Below are 15323 nucleotides of genomic sequence, written 5' to 3' on the forward strand. Positions count from 1 at the left end.
AAATTAGTATGTTTACTTGATATAAATTTGAACACATGATACTATGATATGAATGGTCATTCAGTTTTGACCCAAAAACTATCAATTCACACTCATGAGGAGCGAAGCAATGGCAGGGCAAGAGATGTTTTTTGGAGACAATGAATTTATTGTCTCCAAAACGGATACATCGGGAAAAATTATATATGGGAATGAATTGTTCATTCAGATATCAGGTTATAGTGAAGCAGAATTACTCAATCAACCGCATAATATCTTACGTCATCCCGATATGCCAGCAACCGTTTATAAGCATTTGTGGGATCATATCAGACAAAAAGAAGAGGTTTTCGCTTATGTGATCAATCGGACAAAAAATGATGATTTTTACTGGGTTTTTGCCCATATCACCGCAAGTTTGGATGACAACGAACAAATCATAGCCTATCATTCCGTACGTCGTAAACCTGATATGCAGGCTCTTGCTGCGATAAAACCTCTCTATCAAGCCTTGATCAATGCTGAACGCAACGGAGGGATTCGAGCAGGTGAAGCATTGCTTACATCCGAATTACAAAAACGAAAGGCAACCTACGATGAATTTGTCCTCTCTCTCTAAATTACAACATTTAAACCTTCTTTCAATCATTGTTTTTGCTGTAGCACTGATTTTTGAACTCGTAACTATCGGTTTTGACTGGATTCGAGTACTGAATCTTATCAATTTTGCTATTGCTTGGGCAATTTTTATCCACATTCGTAAAGTTCAATCAACGATCAACAAAGTCGCTGACGTGATGAAAGAGATTGAACAAGGTCATATGGATTCTCGAATCACATCTATCACTGAGGGGGGAGAGCTCAAATCTCTGTGCTGGAATACCAACAATATGATCGATCAGCTTCAAGTCTATATGAACGATACCTATTCTGTCATTGAAGCACTCAGCAAAGACCGTTTTCATCGAAAAGTTCAGATTTCAGGACTAAAAGGTTCATTCAAGCGCTCCGCCGAGTACATCAACCAAAACGTCGAAAAGATGAAAGAGCATAACAATTCGCTCAAACTTTTTGATTTAGACGGAAAACTAGCTGAAATCAGCCGTTCAACCGGCGGCTTGGATGTTATTCAACAAGATCTATTGCATACGCTTGATAACCTATCCAATATCGCTACACTCTCTCAAAGCACCGCTGCACAATCAACACAGACCGTCAGTTCTCTAAGCGTCGTTACCGACAATCTGTACCAGTTGATTGAATTGGTACAAAACTCCAACGACACGATCAATGTTCTGAGTAATAAGGCCAATGATATTAACTCTGTCATCAACCTCATCAAAGATATTGCCGATCAAACCAATCTTTTAGCACTCAATGCAGCGATTGAAGCGGCACGCGCCGGAGAACACGGCAGAGGATTCGCTGTAGTTGCGGATGAAGTGCGTAAATTGGCCGAAAAAACACAAAAAGCGACCAATGAGATTTCGATTGCGATCCAAACTTTTCAACAAGAGACTACTGAAATTCAAGATAGTTCCGGTGTTATGAATACCATCGCGACCAAATCTACAAGCATGATTCAAAGTTTTACCTCATCTATCTCTGATTTCAATGCCAATGCCCTTCAAACGGCGAAAGTTGTCGGAAGTATCGAGATGACAGCCTATATCACTTTGGCGAAGATTGACCATATTTTATTCAAAGGAAATGCCTATAACGCGGTATACACACGCAAAAAAGCAGGACAAATCGTCGATCATCATAATTGCCGATTCGGTAAATGGTACGATACTGGAGAAGGGAAAACACTACTAAGCCATATCCCTTCTTATAACAGTGTTTTAGAACCTCACAGAAAAGTTCATTCCTACATTCATGATATTGATCAACTGATCGATAACGAAACAGCTCTGCTTGAAAACAAGAATGCTATTATCGAAAACTTCGAAAATGTTGAAACTGCCTCTCAAGAGCTCTTTACCATCATGGATATGATGCTAAAAGAAGCGCAAAATAGTATGAAATAGTCTCTCAACAGGGAAAAAGCTATTTCTCCCTGTTTTCTAAACACCCTTTTTCCATGCAGTTGATTTTGGGCATCGGTTCGACGTAGCGTTCCAACACTTCGGAGACCTTGTCCGCATCGAATCCGCACAGTTTTTCAGACCCGATCACCATCAGCGGACGGCGGATCAAGATCGGGTTCGTGAGCAACAACTCCATTGCCGACACTTCATCCAATATTTCAGGAAAAATCTCACCGTTTTTTATCGCTGGGGCGGCAGGGTTGAACCAATCAGCAACTTTTTTATCTCCCATAAACGCTCTTAAATCTTCTCTCTCCAAGCCGTGTTCAAGGAGATTGCGCTCGATGAGAGTACAACCGCTCGCTCTGAGAATTTGCTTTTGCTTCGCATTGGCGGCACAAAAAGGTTTTTCATAAAAAACGACAAGCTTAAGCATCACTCCGCTCCTATGAGGGCACGCCCTTTGGCATTGAGATAAAAGGTGTCATACCCATCATCTCCAATCGTCATGCACTCACCCAAATAGCCATCTGCATAAAGTTCAGAGATGATTTCACGAACATCATCTTCGTCCATACACGCGTATTCAGCAATATCGATCGCCTCATAAATATTGTAGTCGATCTCATCGCTTAGAGCATAGATCGATTTCATCACTCTGATTTTTGGTTCATTCATCGTTTTTCCTCACTGCTAAATTCTCTCATGCACTGACTTCTGCAATAAGACAGGTAAAACAGTGTTCCTGATCATGGCACGTCGCACATGCGGGCGCGACTTTTCCGATCGCATCGTAGAGGAACTTTTTCCACAACTTATCTTTGGGTTTCATCTCCGCTAATCTGGGAAAATGTTTCGCCATATACTGCCCCATCTCGATACGATTTTTAAACCCTAAATCTTGATAGAGGTGGTTCATCTCCAACGATTTTTTGGCGACGAGAGGGGCGATAACGTAGCGCGCTTCATCATCAATCGCATATTTTTTCAAATATCTTTCGATCTCTTTGCGTAGCATCTCCAACGTATCCATAGCATGATCCTTGAACGGTTTTATAGAGCTATGCAATTTTTATACGCAACCATTTTATTTGTGTTCATTAGGAAATTCAAGGTAGAATGCGCCCTTATGAAACGAACCAACTCTTTTTCTCTTTACGCATTCATTATTGCACTCTTGGTTCACCTCATCATTATGCTCGTACTCATTTTACTCGATCAACTCAAACCTGCTCCGCCTCCCGAAACAAAACCATCAGAACCGCATGAAGAGCGATTTCGCCTCTCGATCAAAGAGCGTCCTGAAATCTCACAAGAGGCAATCATTAAAAATGATATCCCTAAGATAACTCCTCTACGCCCTATTCCGCGTGGAGAGCAAATGATCAAAGAATCTCAGCCTCTCACAAAACCTCAAAAACCCCTGCCGCAGGAAGTAAAACCTACACCTCCTGCACCTGAACCGCAGCCGGAACCGAAAAAAGCGTTCGAACGCCATATTGCCAAAACTGTCGCCAATATCGAACGGACTCCAATACCGCCTAAAGAGTTTAATCTGCATGATAGTTTTGCCAAAGCCGACCCATCAGCACGGGAAAATATGACACGCAGTTCAACCAAAATTTCTGACAGTATTCAAAAACTTTATGGTGATAAGTTCAACGAACTCTCAGAGGGAGAGCAAAAATATATTCTCGATAACCAAGAGGTAATGCGACGTATCACCCAAAATGTCCTAGATCGTTACGGACGTTCCCGTATTCCCGATAATATTCGCGGCAACGATACCAATATGATTGAGTTTTATCTCCATCCGAATGGAAGCATCTCCGATCTTCGTTTTCTCAAAAACAGCCAGCTCTCTATTTTGGACGATACGACCAAAGAGGTGATCGAACTCGCTTATGCAAAATATCCAAGACCTCAGCAAAAAACGCTGATCCGCTACCGAGTCTGGTACAATCTTACAGGATACTAACCATTAAAGCGAATCTAAAACGGCCATAGCCCCTTTATAAATCGGTTCATCGATAAATCCGAAACGCTCATCGACAAATCCGCTAATCCCTTTGGCACGGTGTTCTTCGAACAACCGAACAAGTTCGCGGCACCGTTCTATCTCCGCTTCAGAGTGTCCAAAAATCTGATGAATCAAGCTCACCTGCGCAGGAGAAATGCACCCTTTTGCATCAAATCCCATCTTTTTTTCCAACACTAGCCACTCACGAAGGGCGTCATCATTTTTGAAATCTTGATAGACAAAAGAGACCGGTTTTACACCGCACGCACGGGCAGTCATCAAAAAATGTGCAAGCATATAGTGCACCGTAGGATTATCGTTTGTCAAAAGGCTTTGTGAAAGTCCCAAATCGGCAAAAAGATCCAGCACCCCAAGATAATAGGTCGTAATTCGAGGGGTGATGGCTAATTGCCCGAGTGCCGACCATGCCTCTTTGGTCTCGATGGAGAGATGGATTTCAATTCCGTCTTCCACAAGTTCCGCAATACGGCGTACATCCTCTGTAGAACGTACTTTCGGAACACGAATCGCATCAGGCATAAAAGGGTTTAAAAAGGCGATCTCTTCAGCGCCTCCCTCATCCAATGCATTGACACGAACAACCATTTTTTTATCAATTTTAGGATGAGATGCCAATGTCATCGCACACAACACAAGCGCATAGGGTTTTTGCTCCGCACTTACCCCGTCTTCGAGGTTAAGCATGACACATTCCGTTTCAAGCATCGGTATTTTCGAAAGATGTTTCAGATTATGGGTAGAGATCATCATAGCTGAACGAAAGGTGGATGAACGATTTTGTTCTCGCACAACCGGGATTGCTAATGACTTTAACTCGCTTAGATTTCCCTTCTCAATCAGATCATTGAGGTTGTGAGGGTTGTGGAGCGGCTGCACGTTTAAACTCTTCTCGGTGGAGATAATAATAGAGGGTTTGTATCTCGGTATCGGTCAAATAGTACCGAGGCATTCCCAATATACGGCTATTTAATTTCTCATAGAAATCTTTGAATGCGAGTTTACGGATGGCTGGGCCCCCAAAAACTTTTTTTTCACCGTTGTCTTTGTATTGGGCAATCATTTTCCCCTCGCCCAATTCTCCATGACACGCTTGACACCCTACACCGCGTGGGTTATGATAAAGCCCTGCTGCATACTCCTCTTTCGTAATGAATGACTCCCCGTACGAAAGTGAGACGGTCAAAAATAGTAGAAAAACCCCGCGCACCTGATCCCTTTAACCAAATATTAGTCTTTTAGCGGTATCATACCCAAAAACAATTTGACGGTGATTAAATGCAAATTCTTGACGGTAAAGCTCTCGCACAAAAAATCGAAGAAAAAGTCTCTCTCGGAGCCAAAGAACTCAAAGCCTCTACAGGACGGGTTCCGGGTCTGGCAGTGATTTTGGTCGGTCACGACCCTGCGAGTCAAGCATACGTCGGAATGAAGAAAAAAGCGTGCGACCGTGCCGGTTTTTACTCTGTAACCCATGAAATGCCCGATGATATCTCCCAAGATGCTATCGTCAAAACCATCGAAATGATGAATACCAATCCCAATATCGACGGGATCTTGATTCAGCTCCCTTTGCCTAAACACATCGATACCACTAAAATCCTTGAAGTGGTCGCACCTACCAAAGACGTCGATGGCTTTCACCCCTACAATGTAGGTCGTCTCGCAACCGGTTTGGATGGTTTCGTTCCATGTACACCACTGGGGGTTATGGAACTGCTTGCTGAATATAACATCGATCCAAAAGGGAAAAACTGCTGTGTCGTCGGTGCTTCCAATATCGTTGGAAAACCTATGGCGGCATTGCTGCTCAATGCCAATGCAACCGTCGAAATCTGCCATATTTTCACCGATGATTTGAAAAAACACACTCTTGCCGCAGATATTATCCTCGTCGGTGCCGGTGTTATCAACCTGATCAAAGAAGAGATGGTTAAAGAGGATGCGATCGTCATCGATATCGGAATTAACCGTGCACCGGATGGCCGTCTTGTCGGAGACGTCGATTATGATGCGGTTTCTCCAAAAACCTCGTACATCACTCCGGTACCGGGGGGAGTCGGACCGATGACCATTGCAATGCTCCTCTCCAACACCCTAAAAGCGGCACAAATTCACGTAGAAGAAGAGAAATAATTTGAAAAAAAAGATCCTTTCTGCGGCGCATAGCGCCTACCGTTTTTCCAATACATGGACAGGTACAATCACGATTGTGTTGTTTGTCATATTTTTTGTTGCACAAGCCTTTCGTATCCCAAGCGGATCTATGAAAGATTCTCTCCTTGTAGGGGATCATCTCTTCGCCAAAAAATTTGCCTACGGTATTTCCACACCGCATCTGCCGTTTCTCGAAATCCCTCTGATTCCGGGAACGGATGGGCATCTTATCGACGGCGCTGAGCCTAAGAGAGGCGATATTGTGATCTTCCGTTATCCGAATAATCAGCAAATGCACTACGTCAAACGATGTGTTGCTTTACCAGGTGATGAGTTGTTTATTGAAAACAAAATCCTTTATCTCCATCCGCGAGAGGGGAATGAGTATGCCGCAAAAGCATTTCCGGGGTATGAGCTGATCACTATCGATGGAAAAGTATGGGTAAAAGATCCTTATACGAAAGAGCATCCTGGAATCCATCACGATGATCATATCGTTCAAGACGGATTGATGCCGATGGAAATTTTTAATTTCGCACCGATCCAAGTCCCGGAAAAACAATACTTCATGATGGGAGACAACCGAGATCATTCCAACGATAGCCGTTTCTGGGGAGCTGTACCATATGGCTTGATCGAAGGGACACCGTGGTTTGTCTACTTCAGTCTCGATGCAAATTATGAAGTAAGATGGGATCGTATCGGAAAAACGCCTACCGATCTCGAACAAAAAGAGCCGCTTAGCCGCTCTGTCGCCGAGAGAATAAAAGAAGACAACGAAGCCGCAAATAAACATGAACTTTATTGAATCGTTCGAAATCGCTGCGGCGATACTCGCCTTGCTTGTTGCCATCATTGGGCATGAAATTATGCATGGATGGGTCGCTTACAAATACGGCGATATGACGGCCAAAAGCCAAGGACGTCTCAGTATCAATCCCCTCATCCATATCGATCCCTTCGGATCGATTTTGGTTCCTCTTATGACCTACTTCATTCCAATGTTATTGGGCGCGTCCAGCGGTTTTTTATTCGGTTGGGCAAAGCCGGTCCCGGTCAATACCAATACTGTCTTGCGTAACGGCGGATACAACGCCGCTATGCAAGTGAGTTTAGCGGGAATTGCTTATAATGTTTTTCTTGCGACACTGACATCGGTTATCCTTGTTTCGCTGGCACAACCGGGAGAATCCGATAGTTTGCTCTATATTTTCGGCTATCTCTTTGTGATGAAACTTCTATTGATCAACGTTGTCCTTGCCGTGTTCAATCTCCTTCCGATACCCGGATTTGACGGAGCTCATTTTCTGACCTATCTTAGTTTGAAACTGAAAATGAATGCTATTGCCGAATTTTTCGTCAAAGCCGAACCTTATGGAATGATTGCTATTATCATCATATTGGTTACACCGCTCAAAATCCCGTTGGTCATTTGGCCGATCAATACGGTATTACATCTATTATTGAACTAAGGAGAGTTATGAAATTTTACGTTGCTACCGACCATGCGGGAATCGATATGAAAGATTTTACCGTCGAGCTCTTGCGTTCAAAAGGTCATGAAGTTATCGACATCGGGCCGTTTACAAAAGATCGCGTCGATTATCCCGACTATGCGATCAAAGTATGTGAAAGCGTCCTCGCCGATCCAACTTCTCAGGGAATTTTAATTTGCGGTTCAGGGATCGGAATGTCCATGGCCGCAAACCGTCATAGCGGTATCCGCGCCGCACTCTGCCATGACGCCTATACCGCAACCGTCGCACGCGGACATAATGATGCCAATGTGTTATGTTTCGGAGAACGCATCGTCGGTCAAGGCGTCGCTGAATCCATTCTCGATGCTTGGATTGCAGGGGTATTTGAAGGCGGACGTCACTGCGGTCGCGTAGAAAAAATTGAGGCCATCAAAGGATAAGCTATGTTTTTAGAGTGGTCATTGCTCACTGTTACTATATTAGTTGCTCTATTCTTTTTAGTCAAAATGTTCTACTTTCGTAGTATCACCGTCAAAGAACAGCGTAGCAGTGAAATGATGAAGCTCACTCTCAAAGAGGCTGAAGTGTTGATCCGAAAATATCAGATTCAGCTCCAGCGTGCGTTAGGAAATGTGGATATTCTCAGTGAAGAGCTGAACAATCTACGCAACGAAGTGAAATCGCTCAAACAACGCAATTCGAAACACCGTTCTGAAACCGATCGCCTTCAGAACAAAATCAAAGAGCTCGAAGGGCGCATTGACGCACTTATTTAAAAGAAGGAAACCTTTATGAATCTCAGCATCCAAGACAGAGCGATTTTGATCAATGCCATTCGCGATATTCCCGATTTTCCTAAACCTGGCATTATCTTTAAAGATATCACTACCCTCCTCTCCGATGGAGAAGCGTTCGGTGTATTAATGCGCCATTTGCATGAGCGTTATGCATCGTATGACCTCACTCATGTTGCGGGTATTGATGCACGAGGGTTTATATTTGGTGCAGCGTTGGCTCAAATGCTCGGAATCGGTTTCGTACCGATCCGCAAAAAAGGGAAACTTCCCTATACAACTGTCTCAGAAAAATACTCGCTGGAATACGGTGTAGATGAAGTGGAAATCCATATCGATGCATTCAGCGGCGTTTCTAAACCGCGTGTCTTGTTAATCGATGATTTGATCGCAACGGGTGGAACTGCGTATGCTGCCGCAAATCTCATCAACAAAGTAGGTGCAGAGTGTGTCGAAGCGTGTTTTGTGATGGGGCTTGATTTCTTGAGCGGTCAAAGCAAACTGCGCGAACTGGTCGAAGTCTATACCGTGATTGGAGTTGATTGATGTATATCCCATCCCCTTCTAAATTTGATCCCATCGAGGGACACTTCGGCATATTCGGAGGACGCTACGTCCCTGAAACACTCATGCCAGCACTATTAGAGCTCGAAGAAGCCTACCAATCTATCCGTTTTGACAAGACCTTTTGGAGTGAAGTTGACGGCTATCTGCGCGATTACGTCGGCCGCCCGAGCCCACTGTACTATGCGGCAAATCTCTCCGAAGAATTGGGTGCAAAAATTTACCTTAAACGTGAAGATTTGAACCATACCGGAGCACACAAAGTCAATAACGTTATTGCACAAGGTCTAATGGCAAAACGTTTGGGCAAGAAAAAAGTGATTGCTGAAACAGGAGCAGGCCAGCATGGTGTTGCCACTGCAACGATTGCCGCATTGCTTGGATTGGAATGTGAAATCTTTATGGGAGCCAAAGACGTTGCTCGTCAAGAGCTCAATGTCTTTCGGATGAAACTCCTCGGTGCAAAAGTTCATGCTGTAGAAAGCGGTAGTAAAACACTCAAAGATGCGATGAACGACGCGATCCGTCACTGGGTCACCCATGCACGCGATACTTTCTATATCATCGGGACCGTTGCGGGACCGCACCCGTATCCAATGATGGTACGTGATTTTCAAGCGATCATCGGCTGTGAAGCGCGTGCGCAAATCCTCGAAAAAGAGGGGCGTCTCCCCGATCACGTCATTGCTTGCATCGGAGGAGGCTCTAACGCTATCGGTGCTTTCCAACATTTCCTCGAGGACAAAGAGGTTCGCTGTATCGGGATCGAAGCCGGAGGACTGGGAATTGATACCGATAAACACGGATGTTCTTTAGAAAAAGGTCGTCCGGGAGTATTACACGGGCAAATGAGCTATCTGCTCCAAGATGATGATGGTCAAATCCTCGAGGCACATTCGATCTCAGCCGGATTGGATTATCCAGGGATAGGACCCGAGCATGCATTTCACAAAGACAACAATTCGGTGAGTTACGATAACGTCACCGATACCGAAGCGCTCGATGCATTTGTATGGCTCAGCCGCGCCGAGGGGATCATTCCGGCATTTGAAAGCGCTCATGCGATTGCCTATTTGAAAAAAATGGCTGATATCAAAGATAAGCTGATCATTGTCAATCTCTCCGGACGGGGTGACAAAGACATGATGCAAGCAAAACAAATTTTAAATTTCGATAATTAAGGCTATCCGTGGAACAACTGCTTATTGGGTGGCTTAAAGAATACGGCTACATCGTCCTCTTCTTTTGGAGTATTTTAGAAGGTGAGATGGGGCTGATTATGGCCGGTATTTTCTCCCATACGGGAGATATGTTTTTGCCATTGGCAATAGCAGTCGGTGGGTTTGGCGGCTTTATAGGTGATCAGATCTACTTTTATATCGGACGTTTCAACAAACGCTACATCCATAAAAAACTCCGTTCCCAACGCCGAAAATTTGCAATTGCCCATCTGATGCTCAAAAAATACGGCTGGCCGATCATTTTTGTCCAACGCTATATGTATGGTATGCGCACCGTTATCCCTATGGCTATTGGGCTCACACAGTATTCAAGCCGCCAATTTGCTATTATCAACTTTATCAGCGCGATTTTTTGGGCAAGTATTACCATTGTTCCTGCCTATTTCTATGGTGAAGAGATTTTAAATATCCTTAAATGGGTTAAGGAACATTGGTTTATCGCTATTCCAATCATTTTAATCGTTGTAAATCTTATTATCATCAACATGAACCGACTGGAAAAAAATCTTTTGGAGAAACGCCGTGAACGTAAAACTGCTTAATCAGCCCCTCAAGCAAATCAGTGCCGAACTGACATTAGAGTTTGTCACCCCTCAAGCACTGGAAGCCCATCCGCATTCTGCCCTTTTGGCTCAAGCGGGATTCAAAGCCGATCAGGAACAGCTTTGCGCATTGCATGAGCATCGTCTTTTGATCTGCGGCATTGATACTGTCCAAAGCGATGAAATGTATCGTTCTGCTATGGCTGCTGCGATCAAAGCAGCTATGAACTACACCTACACTTCACTCAAGTGTGCCCAATACTCTCCCGAACATTTTCGTGCTTTGATTGAAGGGGTCGTTCTAGGAAGCTACAAATTTGAGAACTATAAATCAGAGCCAAAACCTTCCAAACTAATAGAAGTGATTTTCTCTAACGATAACAATGACGGAACTTCCAACACATTTGATACGTTAGAAGCGACATTACACCAAACCCTCATTATCGCAAAAGCGACCAATTTCGTCCGTAATTTGGTCAACCAAACTCCCTATGATATGACCCCTCAAATGATGGCAGTCACAGCTGATCAATTAGCAAGCAGCAACAATCTTGAATGCACGATCCTCGATGTAAACGGTCTTGAAGAGGAGAAAATGAACGCTATGCTGGCGGTGGGCCGTGCTTCACACAATCCGCCGCGTCTGATCCATCTTGCATACAAACCTGCAAACCCGAAAAAGGTGATTACCCTCGTCGGAAAAGGGCTCACGTATGATAGCGGTGGTCTCAGCCTCAAAGCGGCAACCTCCATGGTCACGATGAAAATGGACAAAGCGGGAGCCTGCGCCGTGATGGGGATCATCAAAGCGGTGAGCGAATTGAAACTCGATATCGAGGTTCATGCATTTGTCGGTGCGGTAGAGAATATGATTGGCGGTAATGCCTACAAGCCCGATGATGTACTCGTAGCCAAAAACGGTAAAACGATTGAAGTGCGTAACACCGATGCCGAAGGTCGCCTCGTCCTTGCCGATGTTCTGGGGTATGCACAAGAGAACGTCAAAAGCGATTATATCTTTGATTACGCGACTCTCACGGGTGCGTGCATGGTGGCACTTGGACCATATACGACGGGAGTCATGGGACATAACGAAGCGCTTAAACAAGAGTGGCTCAGTGCGGCGGAAGCGAGCGGTGAATACTGCGGTATCTTGCCGTTCAACCGCCACCTTAAAAAACTGATCAAAAGCGACCTCGCCGATGTCTGCAACGTCTCAAGCAAACCTTACGGCGGAGCGATCACAGCTGCCCTCTTCCTCGATAACTTCATCGATGAAGATATGAAACAGCGCTGGGTGCACTTTGATATCGCAGGTTCAGCCTATACCGAGGGCGCATGGGATGTACATACCTACGGCGGAACGGGCGCAGGCGTGAGAATGAGCATGGAATGGCTACTAAAATTAAATACACAAGGAAATAATTAATGGGATTATCAATCGGACTCGTCGGACTACCAAACGTCGGAAAATCAACCACTTTTAACGCACTCACAAAAGCACAAAACGCCGAAGCGGCAAACTATCCTTTCTGTACGATCGAACCGAACAAAGCGACTGTTCCGGTACCGGATATCCGTTTGAACGAACTGGCAAAAATCGTCAATCCTGAGCGTATCCAACACTCGACGCTTGATTTCGTCGATATTGCAGGACTTGTTAAGGGGGCGAGCAAAGGTGAGGGATTGGGAAACAAGTTCCTCTCTAACATCCGCGAAACGGAAGTCATTCTCCAAATCGTCCGCTGTTTTGATGATGAGAATATCGTCCATACCGAAGGGCGCATTGATCCGATCTCCGATGTCGAGATCATCGAAAACGAACTCATTTTCGCCGATATCGAAGTATTGACCAACCGTATCGAACGCCTCAAAAAACAAGCAAAAAATGAAAAAGATGCTGCCGTTATGGTCGTATTTGCTGAAGAACTGGCTGAATTTTTAGCAGAGGGAAATCTGGCTCGCAATTTCCCAAAATCTGACAATGAAATGTTTGAAAAGCTCAATGCTGAAGTCCGTTTGCTCAGTGCAAAAGAGATCATGTACGGAGCCAACGTTGATGAAGACGGGCTAACCGAAGACAATGACTATGTTGTGCGTCTTCGTGAACACGCTGCAAAACACGGGTGCGAAGTAATCAAACTCTGCGCCAAAATCGAAGAGGAACTCGTCGGGATGGAAGACGACGAACGAGACGAGTTCCTTCGTGATATGGGTGTTGAAGAATCAGGATTGGAGCAAATCATCCGCAAAGGATTCGATAAGCTCGGCCTCATGAGCTATTTTACCGCCGGAGTCAAAGAAGTTCGTGCATGGACGATCCGCAAAAACACCACCGCTCCAAAAGCGGCAGCCGTTATCCACAACGATTTTGAAAAAGGGTTCATTCGTGCCGAAGTGATCGGCTATGAAGATTTCATCACGTGCGGCGGAGAAGCCAAATCAAAAGAAGCAGGGAAAATGCGCTTGGAAGGTAAAGAGTATATCGTTCAAGACGGCGATATCATGCATTTTCGATTCAACGTATAATTTTCTATCTCAATCTCTTCAATGCCGTATCTATGCGGCATTTTTTAAATAATGTACCTCCATCACATTCTCTAATTATCATTTACTTTTAAAAATCTTATTTCCGCAAAACAATGTGATTAAAATTTAATCCATAATATTTCTAATATAAGATATTCACTTCTAAAAAATCTTAAAATGAGTATTTTTTCACCATTGTAATCATATTTTGCAACATAACTTCGTTATACTCTTATGAAACTTTCTATAAAGGCTATTTTAAATGATTCAATCCTTGACCATCAAAGCAAGACTATGGTTGCTTTCCGTTATTTTTGCTTCAGGATTTGCATTATTTGCATTTTTCTCGTACGTTGCGATGAGCACCATTAAAATTAACGGTGAGCTCTATCACGAAATCGTTCAGACCAAAGATCTGATTGCCGATATTCTCCCTCCGCCTGAATATATTATTGAAACACGTTTGGTCAGCTTGGAAATGTTGCAAACGAAGAATACTGAAGAGCTTTCGAGCCTTATCAAAACGATCGATAGACTCAAGGGGGAGTACGAAACCCGCCACAAATTTTGGGAAGAAAATCTCCATCATGAGAAAATCCGTCCATTAATCGTGGAAAAAGCATATGCACCCGGATTAAAATATTATGAAATCCTCGAAAAAAAATATATTCCCGCCGTACAATCAGGTAATCTTGAATATGCATCGACTCTCGCCTCAGGTGAACTCAAAGAAGCTTATTTCGAACACCGAAAAGCGATTGATGAAATTGTTGTTTTATCGAATGAATATGCACTTAATAATGAAAAAAATGCAACAGCGTTATTACAATCCGAAACAGCCAAACTCTTAGTCTTATTCCTTGTCATTTTTATCAGTGTTATCCTTTTAGTATACCGTTCAATTCATATCATTTTGAAAAAAATCAATGCGATGTCCAAACTGGCAACTGAATTGCATAACGGAAATCTAACGCATCGCATCGTTGTTGATGGTAAAGATGAAATTTCACTTGCTGCAATCAATATAAATGAATCTTTAGACAATATGCAGCGGGTTATGCAAGGGATTAAACAAGTATCTCATCAAAACGGCAATACGGCAGCTGAACTTAGTGCCGTCTCTTTGGATATCGGTAAACGTATTGAAAAAAATGCCAATGAAATCGTTGCCAACCAATATGAATTGTCTAATGTAGAAAAAATCATCGAATCAACTACGGAACAATCCATGAACATGGTCAAAGAGATTGAGAACGCCAATATTATGCTGCAAGCGGCAAAAGCCAAAATTGTGAGTATGGACGATGATATTCAACGCAGTTCAGAAGCTGAAAGTGCCCTTGCAGAAGATCTCGAACGCCTCTCTCAAGAGGCAGCGCAAGTCCAATCCATTTTAACGATGATCGGAGATATAGCCGATCAAACGAACCTTTTAGCATTAAATGCTGCCATTGAAGCCGCTCGTGCCGGTGAACACGGACGGGGATTCGCAGTTGTTGCGGACGAAGTTCGAAAATTAGCGGAGCGCACCCAAAAAAGTTTGGTGGAAATCAACTCAACCATTCAAATCATTCTTCAATCGATCAATGATGCGGGTGAAAAAATGGGGATTAACGCAAAATCGATCAAAGCAACATCCGAATCGTCCAAAGCTGTACAAGAAACGATTACCGATACGGTTGATACCATGTCAAAAGCAAAAGAGAAAGTTGAAACAACGGCAAAAGAATCTGAACGAGCCAAAGTTGCAATCAATAACCTCTCAGCATTGTTTCAAGAGATTAATATCTCCTCTTCCTCAAATGCTGTAAGTGTTGAACAAATTGCCGCAACTTCCCACAATCTTGATCAAATGAGTGAAAGCCTCAACGATCAGCTAAAACAATTCCGAACCTAAACCAGTCACACTTTTATCTTCCATCCCTATTTCTGCTCTAATATGCGCAGAAATAGGAAAAAATCATCCCTTTT

19 protein-coding genes are annotated in these 15323 nt (G+C 43.7%); 14 read left to right on the forward strand and 5 right to left on the reverse strand.

Features of this window, described 5'->3' with window-relative positions; translation table 11 throughout:
* Positions 1–109: 109 nt before the first annotated feature.
* The gene (locus tag CJD30_RS09650; protein ID WP_294918582.1) at positions 110–598 is read left to right on the forward strand and encodes a PAS domain-containing protein; all 489 of its coding nucleotides are present in this window, start codon (positions 110–112) and stop codon (positions 596–598) included.
* Entirely contained in the window at positions 576–2009 is a 1434-nt protein-coding gene (locus CJD30_RS09655; protein WP_294918583.1) for a methyl-accepting chemotaxis protein, read from the forward strand. The genes CJD30_RS09650 and CJD30_RS09655 overlap by 23 nt, the downstream gene beginning before the upstream one ends.
* Before the next feature lie 19 nt (positions 2010–2028).
* Here the strand turns inward: CJD30_RS09655 and CJD30_RS09660 are convergent, their stop codons facing one another.
* From CJD30_RS09660 to CJD30_RS09670, 3 genes are read right to left on the reverse strand one after another with little or no spacing between them, the layout of a single operon-like run.
* Positions 2029–2445 (reverse strand): ArsC/Spx/MgsR family protein, encoded by a 417-nt coding sequence (locus CJD30_RS09660; protein WP_294918584.1) that lies wholly within the window; start codon positions 2443–2445, stop codon positions 2029–2031.
* Entirely contained in the window at positions 2445–2687 is a 243-nt protein-coding gene (locus tag CJD30_RS09665) for a hypothetical protein (RefSeq protein WP_294918585.1), read from the reverse strand. Before CJD30_RS09665 ends, CJD30_RS09660 begins: the two co-directional genes overlap by 1 nt.
* Positions 2688–2712: 25 nt before the next feature.
* Entirely contained in the window at positions 2713–3042 is a 330-nt protein-coding gene (locus tag CJD30_RS09670) for a nitrogen fixation protein NifQ (protein ID WP_294918586.1), read from the reverse strand.
* 96 nt (positions 3043–3138) lie between these two features.
* Here CJD30_RS09670 and CJD30_RS09675 point away from each other — a divergent pair, with 96 nt between their 5' ends.
* Entirely contained in the window at positions 3139–3987 is an 849-nt protein-coding gene (locus CJD30_RS09675) for an energy transducer TonB (protein WP_294918587.1), read from the forward strand.
* A gap of 3 nt (positions 3988–3990) precedes the next feature.
* Here the strand turns inward: CJD30_RS09675 and CJD30_RS09680 are convergent, their stop codons facing one another.
* Positions 3991–4926, reverse strand: a complete 936-nt coding sequence (locus CJD30_RS09680) for an aldolase/citrate lyase family protein (RefSeq protein WP_294918588.1) — start codon at positions 4924–4926, stop codon at positions 3991–3993.
* A complete protein-coding gene (locus CJD30_RS09685; protein ID WP_294918589.1) occupies positions 4892–5257 on the reverse strand; it encodes a cytochrome c in 366 nt (121 codons plus the stop codon). Before CJD30_RS09685 ends, CJD30_RS09680 begins: the two co-directional genes overlap by 35 nt.
* 68 nt (positions 5258–5325) lie before the next feature.
* On the opposite strand from CJD30_RS09685, the gene folD reads away from it, so the two are divergent.
* The 11 genes from folD (at position 5326) to CJD30_RS09740 (ending at position 15249) form a co-directional block, all read left to right on the forward strand.
* Positions 5326–6183, forward strand: a complete 858-nt coding sequence (folD, locus tag CJD30_RS09690) for a bifunctional methylenetetrahydrofolate dehydrogenase/methenyltetrahydrofolate cyclohydrolase FolD (RefSeq protein ID WP_294918590.1) — start codon at positions 5326–5328, stop codon at positions 6181–6183.
* Between the two features lies 1 nt (position 6184).
* The gene (gene lepB / locus CJD30_RS09695; protein WP_294918591.1) at positions 6185–7012 is read left to right on the forward strand and encodes a signal peptidase I; all 828 of its coding nucleotides are present in this window, start codon (positions 6185–6187) and stop codon (positions 7010–7012) included.
* The gene (locus tag CJD30_RS09700; protein WP_294918592.1) at positions 6999–7676 is read left to right on the forward strand and encodes a site-2 protease family protein; all 678 of its coding nucleotides are present in this window, start codon (positions 6999–7001) and stop codon (positions 7674–7676) included. Before lepB ends, CJD30_RS09700 begins: the two co-directional genes overlap by 14 nt.
* 8 nt (positions 7677–7684) lie before the next feature.
* Positions 7685–8122, forward strand: a complete 438-nt coding sequence (gene rpiB / locus CJD30_RS09705) for a ribose 5-phosphate isomerase B (RefSeq protein WP_294918593.1) — start codon at positions 7685–7687, stop codon at positions 8120–8122.
* A gap of 3 nt (positions 8123–8125) precedes the next feature.
* Complete coding sequence (locus CJD30_RS09710) at positions 8126–8458, forward strand: hypothetical protein (protein WP_294918594.1); 333 nt, start codon at positions 8126–8128, stop codon at positions 8456–8458.
* Between the two features lie 15 nt (positions 8459–8473).
* A complete protein-coding gene (locus CJD30_RS09715; RefSeq protein ID WP_294918595.1) occupies positions 8474–9022 on the forward strand; it encodes an adenine phosphoribosyltransferase in 549 nt (182 codons plus the stop codon).
* Positions 9022–10221, forward strand: coding sequence for a tryptophan synthase subunit beta (trpB, locus tag CJD30_RS09720; RefSeq protein WP_294918596.1), 1200 nt, complete (start codon positions 9022–9024; stop codon positions 10219–10221). The genes CJD30_RS09715 and trpB overlap by 1 nt, the downstream gene beginning before the upstream one ends.
* 8 nt (positions 10222–10229) lie before the next feature.
* Positions 10230–10823: a DedA family protein gene (locus CJD30_RS09725; protein WP_294918597.1), complete on the forward strand. Its 594-nt coding sequence runs from the start codon at positions 10230–10232 to the stop codon at positions 10821–10823.
* Positions 10804–12252, forward strand: coding sequence for a leucyl aminopeptidase (locus CJD30_RS09730; RefSeq protein WP_294918598.1), 1449 nt, complete (start codon positions 10804–10806; stop codon positions 12250–12252). The genes CJD30_RS09725 and CJD30_RS09730 overlap by 20 nt, the downstream gene beginning before the upstream one ends.
* Positions 12252–13352 carry a redox-regulated ATPase YchF gene (gene ychF / locus CJD30_RS09735; RefSeq protein WP_294918599.1) on the forward strand — a complete coding sequence of 367 codons (1101 nt, stop codon included), beginning with the start codon at positions 12252–12254 and terminating at the stop codon, positions 13350–13352. Before CJD30_RS09730 ends, ychF begins: the two co-directional genes overlap by 1 nt.
* 262 nt (positions 13353–13614) lie before the next feature.
* Positions 13615–15249, forward strand: a complete 1635-nt coding sequence (locus CJD30_RS09740; RefSeq protein ID WP_294918600.1) for a methyl-accepting chemotaxis protein — start codon at positions 13615–13617, stop codon at positions 15247–15249.
* Positions 15250–15323: the final 74 nt, after the last annotated feature.

It is taken from the genome of Sulfuricurvum sp. PD_MW2 (assembly GCF_002633015.1).
Lineage (GTDB): Bacteria > Campylobacterota > Campylobacteria > Campylobacterales > Sulfurimonadaceae > Sulfuricurvum.